The following is a 15,730-nucleotide window of genomic DNA, read 5'->3' on the forward strand; positions in this document are numbered from 1 at the left end:
GGTGGCGCGGCTGCCGGGCGGATCCATGTGGGCGGAGCTGGAGCGATTGTCCGACCACGGACACGGACCGAGTAGACCGATGTTCGGCCCTGTCCGGGTCACGGCTGCCACACCGATCGGCGGATACGCGGAGCCCAGGCCTGCGCTCATCGCGGTGGCGCACGGCAGTCGGGATCCGCGCTCGGCCGCGACGATGTCGGCGGTCGTCGCCGATATTGCCGCCGCCCGGCCAGATATCGATGTGCGACTCGCCTTCCTCGATCTGAATGCGCCGTCGGTCGAGCAGGTCGTGAATGCCGTTGCCGCACAAGGGCACACGCATGCGGTTGTGGCGCCGTTGCTGTTGGGCAGCGCTTATCACGCGCGAGTCGATCTACCGGGAATGCTTGCTGCCGCCCGCACCGCACACCCCCAACTCGTGCTGACCCAAGCCGACGTTCTCGGGCCGGACCCGCGACTCATTACTACCCTCCGCGACCGCACCCTGACCGCGCTGTGCCCGGCTGCGGGTGACGCACGACCGCGGCAACGACTTGGGGTTGTGGTAGCTGCGGTTGGGGCGGCATCGACGGCGGCTAATGCGCGGACCAGCGAGGTTGCGCGACAGCTCGCGGCGATGACCGGCTGGCTCACCGAGGTCTGCTTCGCCACCACCGAACCTTCTGTCACCCAGGCGATTTCGCGTCTGCGCGCCCGAGGTGCCGAGGGAGTGCTCGTGGCGCCGTGGTTCCTCGCGCCGGGGCTGTTGACCGACCGCCTGGTAGCCGCCGCACCCGAGGTGGTGCATGCGCAGGTCATCGGGCCGGACACAGCGTTGACCGAAATAGTTTGGGACCGCTACGACACCGCGCTCTCCAGCGCATTGAGCCTCTCCGCCTGATCTTTGGCCGCACGGCCTCCGAACAGTTTTGCGCAGGAGGCGACTACCTGTCGAATGACCTAGGCCCTCAGGTTGATCCGCTGCTCAGGCGGTTGGCGGCTCGGCGCGCCCTCTTTATCAACGGCGCTAATGTTCCAGGCAACCGCGATCCGGTTCAGGTCCGCAGGTCGCCATCAGTCAGCACAGCAAGCAACGGCAGCCCGCCGCACGCACGCGCACGCAGATAGGTGACTTGACGTCCTCCCCGCCCTGAAGGAGGACGGAGGTTTCTACCGTTAGGCGGCAGTTGGTTCCTGCTTCGCGGACCGGCTAGCGCCAAGGTCTCCACAGGCTGTCACCGCACGTCCTGCGGCGAGAATGTTCTTGGCCGCGTTCACGTCCGCGTTATCGCTGTATCCGCACATGGTGCACTGGAAGCGCGCTTGGCTCTCACGGCTCCCAGAGTCCACATGCAGGCAGCGGGAACACGTTTGCGACGTGAATGCGGCCGGAATCTTCACTATCTCGGTACCCGTATACCGGGCAATGTTCTGGAGTGCCACCTCGAACTGGTGCCAACCCTTGGCGAGGATGGCCTTGTTGAGACCAGCTTTCTGGCGCACATTCGTGCCGGGCTCGGCCACGGTGCCCTTTGCCGAGGCGGTCATGTTGCGGGTGCGCAGATCCTCGAGCGCGACCAGACGGTACCTGGATGCCAATTCGTGCGCTGTCTGATTATTGAAGTCGGCTCGCCGGTCCCGTTCCCGTTTGCGGATCTCCCGCATAATGGCGATGGTCTTCCGCCGGTTCGCCGACCCCTTCTTCTGACGGGCTAGTCTCTGCTGCGATCGGCGATAGCGCTCGGCTTCACCCGGCGTGGTGAACTGTCGGTCGAACATCGCACCATCTGAGCAGGCGACCGCAACGGCGACACCGCGATCCACACCCACCGCCGAGGTCGACCGATGCTGCGCCGGTGTCTTAACGCCGTCGTCGACGAGGAACGATACATACCAGTATCGCCCGTCGCGGCTGACGGTGGCTGAGCGAACAGCACCGCCCAGGGCACGGGACCACCGGAACCGAACCCAACCGAGCTTCGGCAGCTTGCACCGCCCCCACTTGCGGCCAAGGCGCTCCACGGCGATCTTGCCGCCCTCTGGGAACCGGAACGACGGACACCATCGCCGACCCGACCGCCACCGGACACGAAACGTGCCATGCGTTTTGCATGCCTTCTCCAAGTCCATCAGCGTTTGCTGGAGGCAATGTCCTGGAGCCTGTTTCAGCCACTCGTGCTCGTTCTTCGCGTCGGCGAGTTGGCGGGCTTGCTCGTTGTAGTTGATCCAACAGCCTCGGCGCCGGTACTCGCGACGCTGCTCCAACGCGGTGTTCCACACGGCGCGACAGGTGTCGGCGATCAGTTCGGTGAACTCGGCCTGTTCGGGCGTGAACTCCACCCGATACCGCCGCCCCGTCAACATGTTCGAAACATTAGCATTTGGTGTCATGGTCGACTCGCCAACAGCCTGAAGGGTGTCTCATCTCGCCTGCTACGCAAGGAATTCGAGGACATCAGGATCCACTATTGGCAGGGTGGCACGCTGTGGTCGCGCTCGCATTTTCGCGGGTTCGATTGGCGGAGAACCAATCTCGGTCCTGCATCAGCACATCGAGAACCAAGATCGGCTAGGTCGCACTTGATGCGCCCCCCGCCTTGAAGGCGGGGTACGTGCGCTACATTTCATTGATCGAAATTCGCCGCATAGCGTCTGCCGATATCGCTGCCCACCGCAACGTCGATCACCGGACTGCGCACCCGCGAATTCTGGCACACCGCGCGGGGAGGCCGCATCAGCCTCGAAGGCCGGACTGGAACGCGCTCACCGAATACGGACCGGCGCCCCTCACCGCGGCGTGATCGAGTCGGCCGCGGTCGCGGATCCCGAAGCGATGCGCCGGTCGATGGCGGCCAGTGCGAACTCCCCCCAGCGAATGTTCTCCTGCTCGAAGGAGATTCCGCGCAGCAAGGTCAGGTAGGGACCGATGCGCTCGGCCTCGGCCAGATACGCCTGCTCGCTGCGCCCGTCGAGCAGCCGGGCGCGCAACCGTTCGTAGCGAGCCAGCTTCGCCCTGGACCAGTCCAGCTTTTCGGCCACCGCGGCGCGTACGGTCGGCGCATCGCCCGCGTCCATGCCCTGCACCTTGACCATCAATTCGTCGCGGACGGCGGTCGGCTTGGCGGGCTCGGCGATGAATGCGCGCAGCGCGGCTCGCCCAGCCGCGGTGATCGCGTGCAGGCGCTTGTTCGGACGACGCTCCTGCTGCACGACCCGGGTATCGATCAGGCCCTCCGCGGCCATCCGCTCGAGTTCCTTGTACAGCTGCTGGGGCGTGGCCATCCAGAAGTTGGCCACCGAGGCGTCGAAGCCTTTGGCCAGGTCATAGCCGGACGCCTCCCCTTCCAGCAGAGCGGCCAGTACCGCGTCACGTAACGCCACTCGCACAGGCTACCAGCCTCGATGACTATTCAAATTCTTGTCTAGTCAACTATGGACACTAGAGCGCATGCACGGTTACTGTTCGGAGTTGATAGACAAATAATTGACTATGAAAGGTGGAGCGATGCATCCCTTCCGTGCAGCCGTGGAGGCCGGCGACGAGGCCGCGATCGAGGCGCTGCTGGCCGAGGACGTGGTGTTCACCAGTCCGGTCGCGTTCAAGCCGTATCCGGGCAAGGCGATCACCGCGGCCATCCTGCGCGGGGTGATCCGCGTATTCGAGAACTTCCGCTATGTACGCGAGATCGCCGACGCGAATGGCCGCGACCACGCCTTCGTCTTCGAGGCCACCGTCGACGGCAAGCAGCTCACCGGATGCGACTTCCTGCATTTCGACGAGAACGGCAAGATCGACGACTTCATGGTGATGGTACGTCCGCTCTCGGCCGCGCAAGCGTTGGCCGCGCGCATGGGCGAACAATTCGAGCAGATCAAGGCCGAGGCGACCGAGCAGATCCAGCGTGCGGCGGGGCAGGCGTGACCGATTACGACGCCATCGTCATCGGCGCGGGCAATGCCGGGCTGACGGCCGCGGCGACCTTGCAGCGCGCGGGTGCGCGAACTCTGTTGCTGGAGCGGCACAACGTTCCGGGCGGCTGCGGAACTTCTTTCCGCCGTGGACGTTTCGAATTCGAGGTCGCGCTGCACCAACTCTCGGGTGTCGGTGCCGAAGGACAGCCGATGTCGTTGCGGGAAGGCCTGTTCCAGCAGTTGGGTATCGCCGACAAGCTGGAATTCGTACAGGAGCACGACCTGTACCGCGCGGTGATTCCCGGGCAACTCGACCTCACGCTGCCCGCCGACTGGGATGCCGCGATCGACGCTGTCGAAGCCGAGTTCCCCGGCAACCGCGACCGGACGGCGAAGTTCTTCGAATTGCTCAAACAGGTGACGTTCTGGCAGATCACCGCCATGCGCGGGATGCCGGTCGAGCAGATCGATCCGGTGCTGTTCGAATACGGGCTACGGCCGCTGAAGGCGGTGCTCGACGAGTTCTTCGACGACGACCGGATCAAGGTCGCGCTCGGTATGTACTGGACCTATCTCGGGCAGCCGCCGTCGAAGCTGCGGTTCCAGGATCTGGCGCTGACCTTGTTCGCGTACTTCGAATTCAAGCCATGGCATCTGCGCGGCGGCTCACAAGCCATGTCCACCGCCATCCTCGACGCCTTCCTGCAGGCGGGCGGTGAGGTGCGGTTCAACACCGCGGTCGAGGCCATCCTCACCGATGCGGGCCAGATACTGGGTGTCCGGCTCGATGACGGCACCGAGGTCACCGCACGCGACGTGGTATCCAACGCTTCACTGCCGGTCACCTACGGCATGCTCGAAGGCATCGAGCTGCCCGCTGCGGTACGAGATGATCTGGCCACCAGGCGAATCGGCGTATCCGGTTTCGTGCTGCACATGGGCCTGGACGCCACCCCGGCCGAACTCGGGTTCACCACCAGCACAACCTTTGTCAATATGGACACCGACGACGACCGCACCTACGACGCGTGGCGCTCCTTCCAGCCCGCGCGCGGAATATGCGTCAGCTCTTACGATGTCGCGCCGATCGGATTCGCGCCTACCGGCTCCACCCATGTCAGCCTGATGACCCTGCAGTACGGCGATATCTGGCGCAATGTGGCTCCGTCGGAATACGCGCGCACCAAGTTCGCCTATGCCCAAACGCTGCTCGACCTGTGCGAGACCATCACCCCCGGCATCCGGGATGCCATCGAAGAGGTCGATGTCGCAACACCGTTGACCATGATGCGCTACCTCGGCCACCCCGGCGGCACGATCTACGGCTACGACCAGGACGCCACCGAGAACTGGCTGTTCCGCAACAGCGAACGCGAAACCCACATTCCTGGACTGCACCTGGCCGGTTCGTGGGCAGGCATGGGCGGATTCCAGCCCACTCTCGAAGCCGGCGCACGCGTCGCGCGCCGCCTGCTGCGTGCCAAGTCCGCCTGAACGGAGCACATCGTGAAACATCCCCTCGCAGAACGCTTCGACGGCGCGGCACAGATACTCGTCGAAATCGATTCCCGCATCCCCGACACCCGCGACCACCCCGCCGAAACCCGCGCCTCCATCGAGGCCTACCACCCCCAGCGGCTGCGGCTGATCGTCAGCGAGATCATCGACGAGACCGCGACCACCAAAACCTTCCGGCTCGAGGGTGTCGACCAAATCGAACTGCCGCCGTTCCTGGCGGGACAGTACGTCAATGTCTTCGTCGACGGCACCAGCCGCCCGTACGCCATCTCCTCGAGCCCCACCATGCTCGACCACTACGACCTGACCGTGCGGCGCGTCACCGGCGGACGCATCAGCAATCTGCTCATCGACACGGTGCGGGTCGGGCAGGTCCTCACCACGACCGGGCCGATGGGCACCTTCCACCACAACCCGCTCTTCCACGGCGACGACCTGGTATTCCTCGCGGGCGGTTCCGGTGTCGCCCCGGCGATGAGCATGATCCGCGAGATCGTCGACCGCGATCTGGACCGCACATTCCACCTCGTCTACGGCTCCCGCTCCGCCGACGACATCATCTTCCGCGCCGAACTCGACGCACTCGCCACCCGATACCCCGGTGTCGTCGTCGATCACGTCATCGCCGAACCCGACACCGACTGGACCGGACCCACCGGATTCCTCACCGCCGACACGATCCGTGCTTCGACCGGCGAACTCGGCGGCCGCATGGTCTACGTCTGCGGCCCGCAGGCGCTCTACCCGTACGCGCTCGGACAACTCCGCGCACTCGGCCAGCCGCGCAAGCGAATCCGCTTCGAAGCCAATGGCGCACCGAGCGACCCGGCCGCCCGACCCCATTGGCCCGCCGGCGTGGATCCCGCCGAGCAGGTGACCGTCACCGTCGGCGGCACCAGCTTTCGTACGCCGCGCAACCGGCCACTGCTGGATGCGTTGGAGGACAACGGTATTCGGCCCGAGGCCGGATGCCGATCCGGTGAGTGCAGCCTGTGCCGGGTGCGGATCGTCAAAGGCGAGGTGCACACCGCCGAGGAAGCGAAACTACGACTCTCCGACGAGCAGTTCGGCTACACCCACTCCTGCGTGGCCTACCCGATCAGCGATGTGGAGATCGATCTTTGATATCAGGCGGCGGTGTCCGGCAACGTGTCGATCGGCGGCAGCGGTCGCTCGCAGATCTCGCGCGCCTCGTCCGGCGGAATACCGAACATGCGCAGCAGATCCTCGGTGACCTCGTCCGCGGCCGCGGCATCGTCGCGTTCGGGATTGTCGTGCAGGAGCTGACCGAGGCATAGCGAGGCACCGGCGACGATGGTCATCGCCAGTTCCACATCGCGGACCTGGAACCGTCCCGCGCGCACCGCGGCATCGATATCGCGTCGCGCGCGGGGCGCGAGGCCCTTCGTCGAGCTGACGAGGGCCAGACCGTGATGGAGCAGCACCTTGCTCAACGTGGGATTTTTGCGGTGCAGACGACCGGTCAAGCGGAAGCTCTGCGCGAAGATATGCGCTGGATCGTCCATGCCCTCGGTCAGCACGTCGAGGGTTGAGCCGTGCCGATCGAGCGCCTCCTCGATCGCGGCGCGGAACAAATCCTCACGACTTTCGAAGTGGTTGTAGAACGATCCCATCCCGACATCGGCGGCCTGGGTGATCTCCAGGATCGGCACATTCGGTTTCCCGGCGGCGAGGAAAGACTGGGCCGCGCTGACCAGCGCTGCCCGGGTACGTGCTTTTCGCCGCTCCAAGCGATTGGGTTCGGCACCGGTTTGCTCGCTCATCACCTCTCCCTGGTCCATCTCGCAATCCTAACCTGTCGAGTCAGTAATGACGAATTCCTCAGAAAATCTTGACTGAACACTCCCTCGTAAGTGACGATATATTCAGTTGCATGAAGGGAGAAGCCGATGATCGACCAGCACGACCCGCATACGGGTCTGCACAGCGAATTCGGCGCCGAGGCGGGTGAGCATCCGGGGCGAGCGCGGAATCCGATCATCAAGGTGCACGACCTGGCGTGGCTGGAGTTCGAGAAGCCCGACCTGGCGGCCGCCGAAATCTTCGCTCGCGCTTTCGGTTTCACGACCGTGCTGCGCACCGCGGACGAATTGCAGCTGCGTGGCACCGACCCGGGTGCACCGTGTGTGGTCATTCGCCGTGGTTCGCGGTCGAGGTTCATCGGCCCCGCATTCCAGGCGGCGGCCACCGCGGATCTGCTCCGGCTGGCGCAGGCCGCCGGACCCGAACCGGTGCCGCTGCCGGAGAGTATCGGCGGTTTCTCCGTCGACCTGTCCGACCCGAGCGGTTTGCGGGTGCGAGTGGTCGCCGATACGCATGTGCTCACCGCCCTGCCCGACCAGCAGCCACACACCCTCAATTTCGGCCATGAAATGCCGCGCATGAACCGGACCCAACGTCCGCCCCGGGTACCGGCGCAGGTGCAGCGGCTCGGGCATGTGGTGGTCCAGACGACCCGCTATCGGGAGACGCTCGACTGGTATCTGAAACACCTGGGCCTGATCGTCAGCGATTTCCTCTACTACCCCGGTCAACGCGAGCGCGGCCCGGTCATGAGCTTCACCCGTTGCGACCGCGGCCGCACCCCGGCCGACCATCACACGCTCGCGCTGGTGCTGGGCCCGGTCAACCGGTATGTGCACTCCGCCTATCAGGTCGCCGACCTCGATGCCCTGGCCGCGGGCGGTGAATATCTGCTCGACCACGGTTACCAGCGGTCGTGGGGTATCGGCAGGCATATCCAGGGCAGCCAGATCTTCGACTACTGGCGCGATCCGGATGGGTTCATGGTCGAGCACTTCAGCGATGGCGACATGTTCGACAGCACGCTGGAGCCCGGCTGGGCGCCGATGACCGCATCCGGGCTGGCCCAATGGGGACCGCCCGCCACCAAGGACTTCCTCGGCCTCAAACCCGGCCGGGAATCGGTTCGCGAACTGCGCGGCATATTCGACGCGCTGCGTGCGGACAACGAATTCGATCTACGCCGCCTGCGCGGTCTACTGAAAGTTGCCAACTCATGAGTATTTCCGTTCTCCGTACCGCCGATGCCTGGTGGGTGTCGACGCCGGCGGGAGCCGCGCGGGTGGATACCGCGGCGGCCACCACCGGTCAGTTGCTCGCCGACCGGGCAGCGCTGGCGGCGGCCGCATCGAATACCGAGATCGTCCCCGTCGAGAGCCTGGCGCTGGTTTCACCGGTGACCGCACCGTGCCGAGTGGTCGCGCAGATGACGAATTTCGCATCCCACGTGCGGGATTCGGGCGGCGACCCGGAGACCGTGCCCTTGACGTTCTTCCGCAAATCCTCCGGTTCGATCAGCGGACCGCTCGACGATGTCATCCGGCCCGCGCACGTGCAGTTGCTGGATTACGAGGTGGAGATCGGACTGGTCTTCGGTAAGGAGATGCCGGTCGGGACCGCGATCACCGCCGACAATCTCGCCGAGTACGTCGCCGGGCTCGTTGTCACCAATGATGTTTCGGCGCGCGATGTGCAATTGCCGAAAACCCAATTCTACGAGGCGAAGTCGTATCCGACCTTCACACCGGTGGGTCCGGCGCTGGTGCTGCTGGATGCCGACGAGCTGAAGCGGTTCACCGATCTGCGGTTGCGGCTGTGGGTCAATGGTGAAGCGCGCCAGGATATGACGGTCGCCGATATGATCTACGGTCCCGTCGAGACGCTGCGGGCGCTGACCCGATTCCAGCGACTCGATGCGGGTGATCTGCTGCTCACCGGTACCCCGATCGGCACCGCGATCAGCGCCCCGCCGAAACCGGTCGAGATCATCGCCTCGCTGCTCCCGGCGGCGACGAAGTGGAAGCTGTTCTTCAAGGGGCAGGGCAAGAACCCGAAGTATCTGCGTGACGGCGACATCATCGAGGCCGCGGTGGCTACCGATGACGGCGCGATCGATCTCGGTCGCCAGCGTACGGTTGTGCGGTACGCGCGGTGAACATGACGACAACGGATCTGCTGTGGCCGCGCTACTCGGGCCCCGGCGACCTGGCCGAGATCGAATCCCTGCCGCTGGAAGAGCGTGGGCTGCCGGAATCGACCTACGCACTGCTGGTCCGGGCCACCGAGCTGTGGCCCGACCGAAACGCGCTCACCGTATTGCCGGAGGCCGCTCGATGGCGAGAACCCTTGCAGCGCAGTTACTCCGAACTCCTGTCCGACGTGCACCGCTATGCGAATCTGCTGCACCGGCTCGGTATCCGACGCGACGACGCGGTCGCATTGATGGCGCCCAACTGCGCGGAGTTGATCCCCGCGACGCTCGCCGCGCAGCTGGCCGGTATCGCCGCACCCGTCAATGGCGCGATGTCGGGTCCGCATATCGCGGAACTGCTGCGCCGCTCCGGTGCCAGAGTGCTGATCGCGGCCGGGCCCGAACTCGCCACCGACACCTGGGAATCCGCACTCGACCTGGCGAATGACCGGCTGCTCGATGCCGTACTCGTGCTGCGCCCCACCGGCGCCGCCGAGCCGCACCCGCTGCCCTTGATCGACGGTGTGCATATCGGCTATATGAATGAGCTTGCCGCCGAGGATGATTCGAGCGCCTTCGCCGGACAGCTCCCGGCCTACGACGATCTGGCCGCGCTGTTCCATACCGGCGGCACCACCGGCGTGCCGAAACTGGCCGCGCACACCCATTCCGGCGAGATCGCCAACGCGTGGATGATCGCCGCCAACTCCCTGCTCGACGCGGATGCGACGATCTTCGCCGCACTCCCGCTGTTCCATGTCAATGCCCTGGTAGTGACACTGCTGGCGCCGCTGTTCAAGGGACAACCGGTGGTCTGGGCCGGTCCGCTCGGCTACCGCGATCTCACGCTGTACGGCGAATTCTGGAAGATCGTGGCGCACTATGGCATTGCCGCGATGAGCGCGGTTCCGACCGTATATGCTGTACTGGCGCAATGCCCCGTCGACGCCGATATCAGCAGTCTGCGCTACGCGATGGTCGGCGCGTCACCGCTGCCGTCCGCGGTGCGGACGAACTTCCAGACGCATACCGGTGTCACCCTGGTCGAAGGCTATGGACTCACCGAGGCGACCTGCGCAACCGCCCGTAGCTATCCGGACCGGCCGCGACCGGGTGCGGTCGGGCAGCGGATGCCCTACCAGCAGGTGCGTGTGGTGCGCGCGGGCGACCGGGAGCCGCTGCCCACCGGTGCGATCGGCGTACTGGAGATCAGTGGCCCAACGGTTTTCGCAGGTTATGTGACGGGCCGCAATGAGCAGGGCCACATCCTCGACGGCCTCGGCACCACGGTTGACGGCTGGCTCGATACCGGCGACCTCGCGCACATCGATGCGGACGGCTTCATCCATCTGCACGGCCGCGCCAAGGATCTCATCATCCGTGGCGGCCACAATATCGACCCGGCGCTGATCGAGGACGCACTCCTGTCACATCCGCACGTCACCGCTGCCGGTGCCGTCGGACGTCCCGATGTCCACGCCGGTGAAGTACCAGTCGCCTATGTCACGCTGCAAGCCGATGCCGATGTCACCGAGCCGGAACTGCTCACGTGGGCGAGCGAACGGGTGCCCGAACGAGCGGCCGTACCGAAATCCGTTGTGGTCCTGGATGCATTGCCGGTCACCGATGTCGGTAAGCCATACAAGCTCGGGCTGCGCGCCGATGCGACTCGACGTGAACTGCAGGACGCACTCGAACAAGTCGCCGGGGTGCACAGCGTCACGGCGGCAGTAGACGACGGGGCGATCGTCGTGACCGTCGAACTGGCAGCCGCCGCCGACGGTGTCGCCACCGCAATCCTCGGCAGGTATGCAATCCGCTGGAAAGTCGTGGTCCGGCAGTGAATCTCGTGATCGGCGCGAGCCGATGAAGTCGGTTCCGGTGGTCGTCGTCGGTGCGGGCCCATCAGGCCTCACCGCGGCGACGCTGCTGGCCGAATACGGCATCGAAACCCTGGTGCTGGAACGGTGGGACGGCATATATCCGCAGCCTCGGGCGGTACATCTCGACGGTGAAATCCGCCGGATACTCGCACGTCTCGGCGTAGGGGACGACTTCGACGCGATTTCGCGTCCGGCGCTGGGCCTGCGATTGATCGACCCCGATATGCGGGTACTCGCCCAATTCGATCGCGATCCGGCGGGCGGCGCCAACGGCTACCCGGAGGCGAATCTATTCGACCAACCGGAGCTCGAAGCAATCCTGCGTGCCAATGTGCGGCGGTATCCCGGCATCACCCTCCGAGGCAATGCCGAGGTCGTCGACGTGACGCAGGAAAACGACTGCGTACGTGTCGATTTCACCGATCGCGCGACCGGCGCGGCCGATTCGGTCCTGGCCGGATATGTGCTGGGTTGCGACGGTGCCAACAGCGTGGTCCGGTCCGCGATCGGAGCCACGATGCGCGATCTGAACTTCGCACAGCGCTGGCTCGTGGTCGATGTGGACACCGCTGCCGACTTCGGGGAATGGGAAGGAGTGCACCAGGTTTGCGACCCGGTGCGTGCCGCGACCTACATGCGGATCGGAACGACTCGCTACCGCTGGGAATTCCGACTCCGCCCCGGTGAAACCGCCGCAGACTATGGCGATTTGACGAGTCTGCAGCCACTGATCGCACCTTGGACCGGGAACACTCCGTCCGGGGAACTCCGGCTCGTGCGCGTCGCCGAATACACCTTCCGCGCTCAGCTCGCCGACCGCTGGCGTTCCGGCCGGATGTTCATTCTCGGCGATGCCGCCCACCTGACCCCACCGTTCATCGGGCAGGGCATGGGCGCCGGGTTACGCGATGCGACCAATCTGGCCTGGAAGCTCGCGGGCGTCCTCGCCGAAGACCTGTCGGCGAGCGTCCTGGATACCTACGAAATCGAACGAAAACCGCACGCGCACGCCATGATCAGGCTCGCCAAGTTCATCGGATGGGCCATGACCGACGGCGGTGAGTTCGGAAATCTGCTACGCCGCCTCATGGCGCCCCGGGTGCACCACCTGCCCGGCTTCGCCGAACTGGTCACCAACGGACAGACGCCGCCGCTGCACCGATCCGAACTTGTTGTGGCGCATCGCTTTTACCGAGGGCAGGCGGGCAAACTGGTCCCGAACGTACTCCTCGACGGCCGTCGCTTCGACGATATCGCGGCGGGGCGTTTCGCGATCGTCACCGCTGTCCAGCCGACACCGGCACAGCGCCGCGAGATCGAAAAGCACGGCGGTGTCATCGTCATCGCTCAGGGTGCGTTGCGACGCTGGCTCGGGCACAGACGCGGTGCCCTCATCCGTCCCGACGGCACAGTGCAGCGAACCAGCCGTCAACTGTCCGACCTCATCGCCGACTTGCCGCGATTCAAGGCACCCGCTCCGGGTGATTCATCACGCGTGCTGCATCCCGACGCGTAAGCAGAGGATCTCAGCCCAGTAGCCCGTTCACGATGGTGTGCGCGGTGGCGACACCGCGATCATCACCCATCTGCAGGGCGGTATTGGCCGCGCTGATCACCGCGTCGAATTCGAAAGCCATGGCATCGGCGTCGCGACCGGCGAGATCGCCCTGTTCCTGCGCGTGCCGAATCTGCTTGGCCAAGAAGTCGAGCCATTCGCCGCGATCCTCGGCGATGGCGTCGCGGACCGGGCCGGGCTTGCTGTCGAATTCGGCGATGGTGGCCACCCGGAAGCAGCCGCCCGGAAAAGTCGGGTCGGTGATGTGGTCGAACCAGCGGTCCATGATGGCGCGCAGGCGGGGTAGGCCGCGCGGTTCGCTGAGGCTGGGCGCGATCACTCGTTCGACGAAGGCCTCACGGGCCACCTTCACCGCGGCGACCTGCAGCGCTTCCTTGGTGCCGAACAGGGTGGCAATCCCGCTTTTGCTGATGCCGAGATCGGTCGCGAGACGGCCGATGCTCAGACCGGTCAGCCCCTCGATGGAAGCCACGTCGGCGGCATGTCTGGCGATCGAGGCCCGGGAGCGGGCGCCCTTGGCGAGGCGCTGATCGGTGCCCTGCGCGGTGGATGTCGACTCGGCCATGAGGCCATTCTTCCACTTCCGGGTTGCAAATACGAACGCACGGTCGTACGTTTATTGCACGAACGGTCGTACGTTTAGATTTCGCCTCATCGAAGGATCTCCTCATGACCGAAGTATCCGAGCGGACCGACAGTCCGCCGACCTCGAAGGCCGCCGTGCGCACGCTCGTCATCGCCTGTGGCGCAGCGTTCATCGCCTTCCTGGATCTGTCCGTCGTCAATATCGCGTTTCCCTCGATCGCCCGCGACTTTCCCGGTACCGCGACAACCACGCTGACCTGGGTGGTCAGTGGATATGCCATCGCCTTCGCGGCACTGCTCACCCCGGCGGGCCGCTTCGCCGACACCCTCGGACGGCGCAGGCTGTTCCTGATCGCACTGGCCGGTTTCGCCATGACATCCCTGCTGTGCGGTCTCGCGCCCACCGCGGGCTGGCTCATTGCCGGACGCCTGCTGCAAGGTGCGACGGCGGCGCTGATGGTGCCGTCCGCACTCGGACTCGTCCTCACCGTCACCCCGCGCGAGAAGATCGGTGCGGCCATCGGAGCCTGGTCTGCCGCAGGCGGCTTCGCCGCGGTGGTCGGTCCTGCGATCGGCGGCGCGCTGGTCGAGACCTTCGGCTGGCGAGCGGTATTCGTCATCAATATCCCGGTGGCGATCGTGCTGATCGCGCCCGGGCTGCGCATTCCCGTGCCCGATATCCGTCAGCCCGGCAGCGCGCTGCCAGACCCCATCGGGACCATCGCCATTGCTCTTGGACTCGGCGGCGTGGTCGCCGGGGTGACCGAGGGGCAGCGATGGGGCTGGACCGCACCCGGCACACTCGCTGTACTCGGCGTCGGCGCACTGCTGATCGTGGCCGCACTGATTCGCTCTGTGCGCCACCACAATCCGGCCATCGCGGTCGAATTGTGGCAGAGCAGGCCGTATGCGCTGGCCAATGCCGCCTCGTTCGCCTTCGGTGCGACCATGTTCGCCTGGCTGCTCGCCGGACCGCTGTTCCTCGATGCGATCTGGCAGTATTCGGTGCTCGGCTCGGCCGCGGCATTGACGGTGGGCGCGGTGTCCTCGATGGTGACCGCGACGATTGCCGGTCGCGTCACGGCGGCGAGCACGCGGCGCTGGCTCGGTATTCTCGGGGCGCTGATGTACACCGGCACCAATGTGTGGATGAGCACCGATACCTTCGGGCCGACACCGGCGCTCTGGTCCGCGTGGGTACCAGCTGGGCTGCTCGGTGGCGGCGGCGTCGGGATCGTTGTGACGGTGCTCGGCACCGCCGCCGCGAGTTCGCTTCCGCCGCAACGCTTCGCGGCCGGAATCGGCATGAATCTGACCGCCAGGCAGGTGGGCGGCGCGCTCGGCGTCGCGGTGCTGGCCGCGGTCTTCGCCGCCGATGCCGACGATGCGCTGGCCGCCTTCCACACGCTGTTCGCCGTTTGCGCGGGCATCGGTATCGCGTCCGCATTGGTTATCGCGATTCCGGCGCGCATCCCTGCTGCCGTTCCTGCCCAGAGCTAGGAGTCACCGTGACGCACAACGATATTCGTACCGAAGCCAACGACCCGATGCTGTTGTCGAACACCGCCGCACTCGAACTGCTCGCCGACGCGCCCTGGCAGCGCTACGCGGTAATCGGGGATTCGATCGCCCATGGCGTCGGCGATCCGAGCCCCGGGTACGACACCGCCGGATGGGCAGATCGCGTCGCCGCGGTGTTGACGGCGACGAATCCCGCTCTGGCATATCTGAATACCGGCCGGATCGGCGCGACGTCCGCGCAGGTACGCGCCGATCAACTGCCGCAGGTGCTCGAATTCGCACCGGATCTGGTGCATATCAGCTGCGGCGGAAACGATCTGTTCACTCCCGGCGGCAATCTCGACGAGTTGCGCACGAATCTCGACGCGATCTTCGGCGCGCTTGCCCGCGGCGGGGCACAGGTGAGCACCTTCACCCTCGCCGATGTGTGGGAGGCGGAACGGATGGCGCCGATGCGCCCGATGCGGGACCGGATGTCGGCGCTCAACGACATCACGCGCGAGTTGGCCGCTCGTTACGACGCTGTGCTGGTGGAGTTCTGGGACCATCCGCTGCGGCTGCGGCCGGATGTGATGAGCGCCGATCTCATTCACTTCACGATGAGCGGGCATGCGGTGGTGGCCACCGAAATGGTGCGCGCACTGCACAGGCTGCTGCCCGAACCCGCGCATTGATCGAAACCAGGCCGCGTTCGAGCTTGTCACTCGGACGCGGTCCGGTGGTCTTCTCCTCGACGCTTAT

The 15,730-nt window shown here is 65.6% G+C and carries 14 protein-coding genes and 1 pseudogene; 11 read left to right on the forward strand and 4 right to left on the reverse strand.

The annotated features are described in order from the left end of the window. The first annotated feature begins 79 nt into the window (after positions 1–79). The gene (locus tag ACQPZ2_RS35310) at positions 80–880 is read left to right on the forward strand and encodes a sirohydrochlorin chelatase (protein ID WP_433527607.1); all 801 of its coding nucleotides are present in this window, start codon (positions 80–82) and stop codon (positions 878–880) included. Positions 881–1,155: 275 nt separating this feature from the next. Here the strand turns inward: ACQPZ2_RS35310 and ACQPZ2_RS35315 are convergent, their stop codons facing one another. Next, positions 1,156–2,343, reverse strand: a complete 1,188-nt coding sequence (locus tag ACQPZ2_RS35315) for an RNA-guided endonuclease InsQ/TnpB family protein (RefSeq protein WP_433522377.1) — start codon at positions 2,341–2,343, stop codon at positions 1,156–1,158. Here ACQPZ2_RS35315 and ACQPZ2_RS35320 point away from each other — a divergent pair. Further along, a pseudogene (locus ACQPZ2_RS35320) lies at positions 2,329–2,563 on the forward strand (transposase); the annotation flags it as partial. The gene ACQPZ2_RS35315 and the pseudogene ACQPZ2_RS35320 overlap by 15 nt on opposite strands. A 203-nt stretch (positions 2,564–2,766) precedes the next feature. On the opposite strand, the gene ACQPZ2_RS35325 reads toward ACQPZ2_RS35320, so the two are convergent. Beyond that, complete coding sequence (locus ACQPZ2_RS35325) at positions 2,767–3,360, reverse strand: PadR family transcriptional regulator (RefSeq protein WP_433522378.1); 594 nt, start codon at positions 3,358–3,360, stop codon at positions 2,767–2,769. A 124-nt stretch (positions 3,361–3,484) separates the two neighbouring features. Between ACQPZ2_RS35325 and ACQPZ2_RS35330 the strand changes: the two genes are divergently transcribed. Genes ACQPZ2_RS35330 through ACQPZ2_RS35340 form a run of 3 tightly spaced genes read left to right on the forward strand, consistent with a single transcriptional unit; the run spans position 3,485 to position 6,534 of the window. Beyond that, positions 3,485–3,901, forward strand: coding sequence for a nuclear transport factor 2 family protein (locus tag ACQPZ2_RS35330; protein ID WP_433522379.1), 417 nt, complete (start codon positions 3,485–3,487; stop codon positions 3,899–3,901). After that, positions 3,898–5,385, forward strand: a complete 1,488-nt coding sequence (locus ACQPZ2_RS35335; RefSeq protein ID WP_433522380.1) for a phytoene desaturase family protein — start codon at positions 3,898–3,900, stop codon at positions 5,383–5,385. Before ACQPZ2_RS35330 ends, ACQPZ2_RS35335 begins: the two co-directional genes overlap by 4 nt. Before the next feature lie 12 nt (positions 5,386–5,397). After that, positions 5,398–6,534: a 2Fe-2S iron-sulfur cluster-binding protein gene (locus ACQPZ2_RS35340; protein ID WP_433522381.1), complete on the forward strand. Its 1,137-nt coding sequence runs from the start codon at positions 5,398–5,400 to the stop codon at positions 6,532–6,534. Positions 6,535–6,536: 2 nt separating this feature from the next. Here the strand turns inward: ACQPZ2_RS35340 and ACQPZ2_RS35345 are convergent, their stop codons facing one another. Beyond that, complete coding sequence (locus ACQPZ2_RS35345) at positions 6,537–7,193, reverse strand: TetR/AcrR family transcriptional regulator (RefSeq protein WP_433522382.1); 657 nt, start codon at positions 7,191–7,193, stop codon at positions 6,537–6,539. 126 nt (positions 7,194–7,319) lie between these two features. Here ACQPZ2_RS35345 and ACQPZ2_RS35350 point away from each other — a divergent pair, with 126 nt between their 5' ends. Genes ACQPZ2_RS35350 through ACQPZ2_RS35365 form a run of 4 tightly spaced genes read left to right on the forward strand, consistent with a single transcriptional unit; the run spans position 7,320 to position 12,823 of the window. After that, the gene (locus ACQPZ2_RS35350; protein ID WP_433522383.1) at positions 7,320–8,453 is read left to right on the forward strand and encodes a VOC family protein; all 1,134 of its coding nucleotides are present in this window, start codon (positions 7,320–7,322) and stop codon (positions 8,451–8,453) included. Continuing rightward, entirely contained in the window at positions 8,450–9,388 is a 939-nt protein-coding gene (locus ACQPZ2_RS35355; RefSeq protein ID WP_433522384.1) for a fumarylacetoacetate hydrolase family protein, read from the forward strand. The genes ACQPZ2_RS35350 and ACQPZ2_RS35355 overlap by 4 nt, the downstream gene beginning before the upstream one ends. Positions 9,389–9,390: 2 nt before the next feature. Then, positions 9,391–11,268: an acyl-CoA synthetase gene (locus tag ACQPZ2_RS35360; RefSeq protein WP_433522385.1), complete on the forward strand. Its 1,878-nt coding sequence runs from the start codon at positions 9,391–9,393 to the stop codon at positions 11,266–11,268. A 22-nt stretch (positions 11,269–11,290) separates the two neighbouring features. After that, positions 11,291–12,823 carry a bifunctional 3-(3-hydroxy-phenyl)propionate/3-hydroxycinnamic acid hydroxylase gene (locus ACQPZ2_RS35365; RefSeq protein WP_433522386.1) on the forward strand — a complete coding sequence of 511 codons (1,533 nt, stop codon included), beginning with the start codon at positions 11,291–11,293 and terminating at the stop codon, positions 12,821–12,823. A 10-nt stretch (positions 12,824–12,833) separates the two neighbouring features. On the opposite strand, the gene ACQPZ2_RS35370 is transcribed toward ACQPZ2_RS35365, so the two are convergent. Next, positions 12,834–13,448, reverse strand: a complete 615-nt coding sequence (locus tag ACQPZ2_RS35370) for a TetR/AcrR family transcriptional regulator (protein WP_433522387.1) — start codon at positions 13,446–13,448, stop codon at positions 12,834–12,836. Between the two features lie 104 nt (positions 13,449–13,552). Between ACQPZ2_RS35370 and ACQPZ2_RS35375 the strand changes: the two genes are divergently transcribed. Both ACQPZ2_RS35375 and ACQPZ2_RS35380 read left to right on the forward strand, forming a co-directional pair. Further along, positions 13,553–14,968, forward strand: a complete 1,416-nt coding sequence (locus ACQPZ2_RS35375; protein WP_433522388.1) for an MFS transporter — start codon at positions 13,553–13,555, stop codon at positions 14,966–14,968. Positions 14,969–14,976: 8 nt separating this feature from the next. Beyond that, positions 14,977–15,663, forward strand: a complete 687-nt coding sequence (locus ACQPZ2_RS35380) for an SGNH/GDSL hydrolase family protein (protein WP_433522389.1) — start codon at positions 14,977–14,979, stop codon at positions 15,661–15,663. Positions 15,664–15,730: the final 67 nt, after the last annotated feature.

The organism is Nocardia pseudovaccinii (assembly GCF_050942345.1).
Lineage (GTDB): Bacteria > Actinomycetota > Actinomycetes > Mycobacteriales > Mycobacteriaceae > Nocardia > Nocardia pseudovaccinii.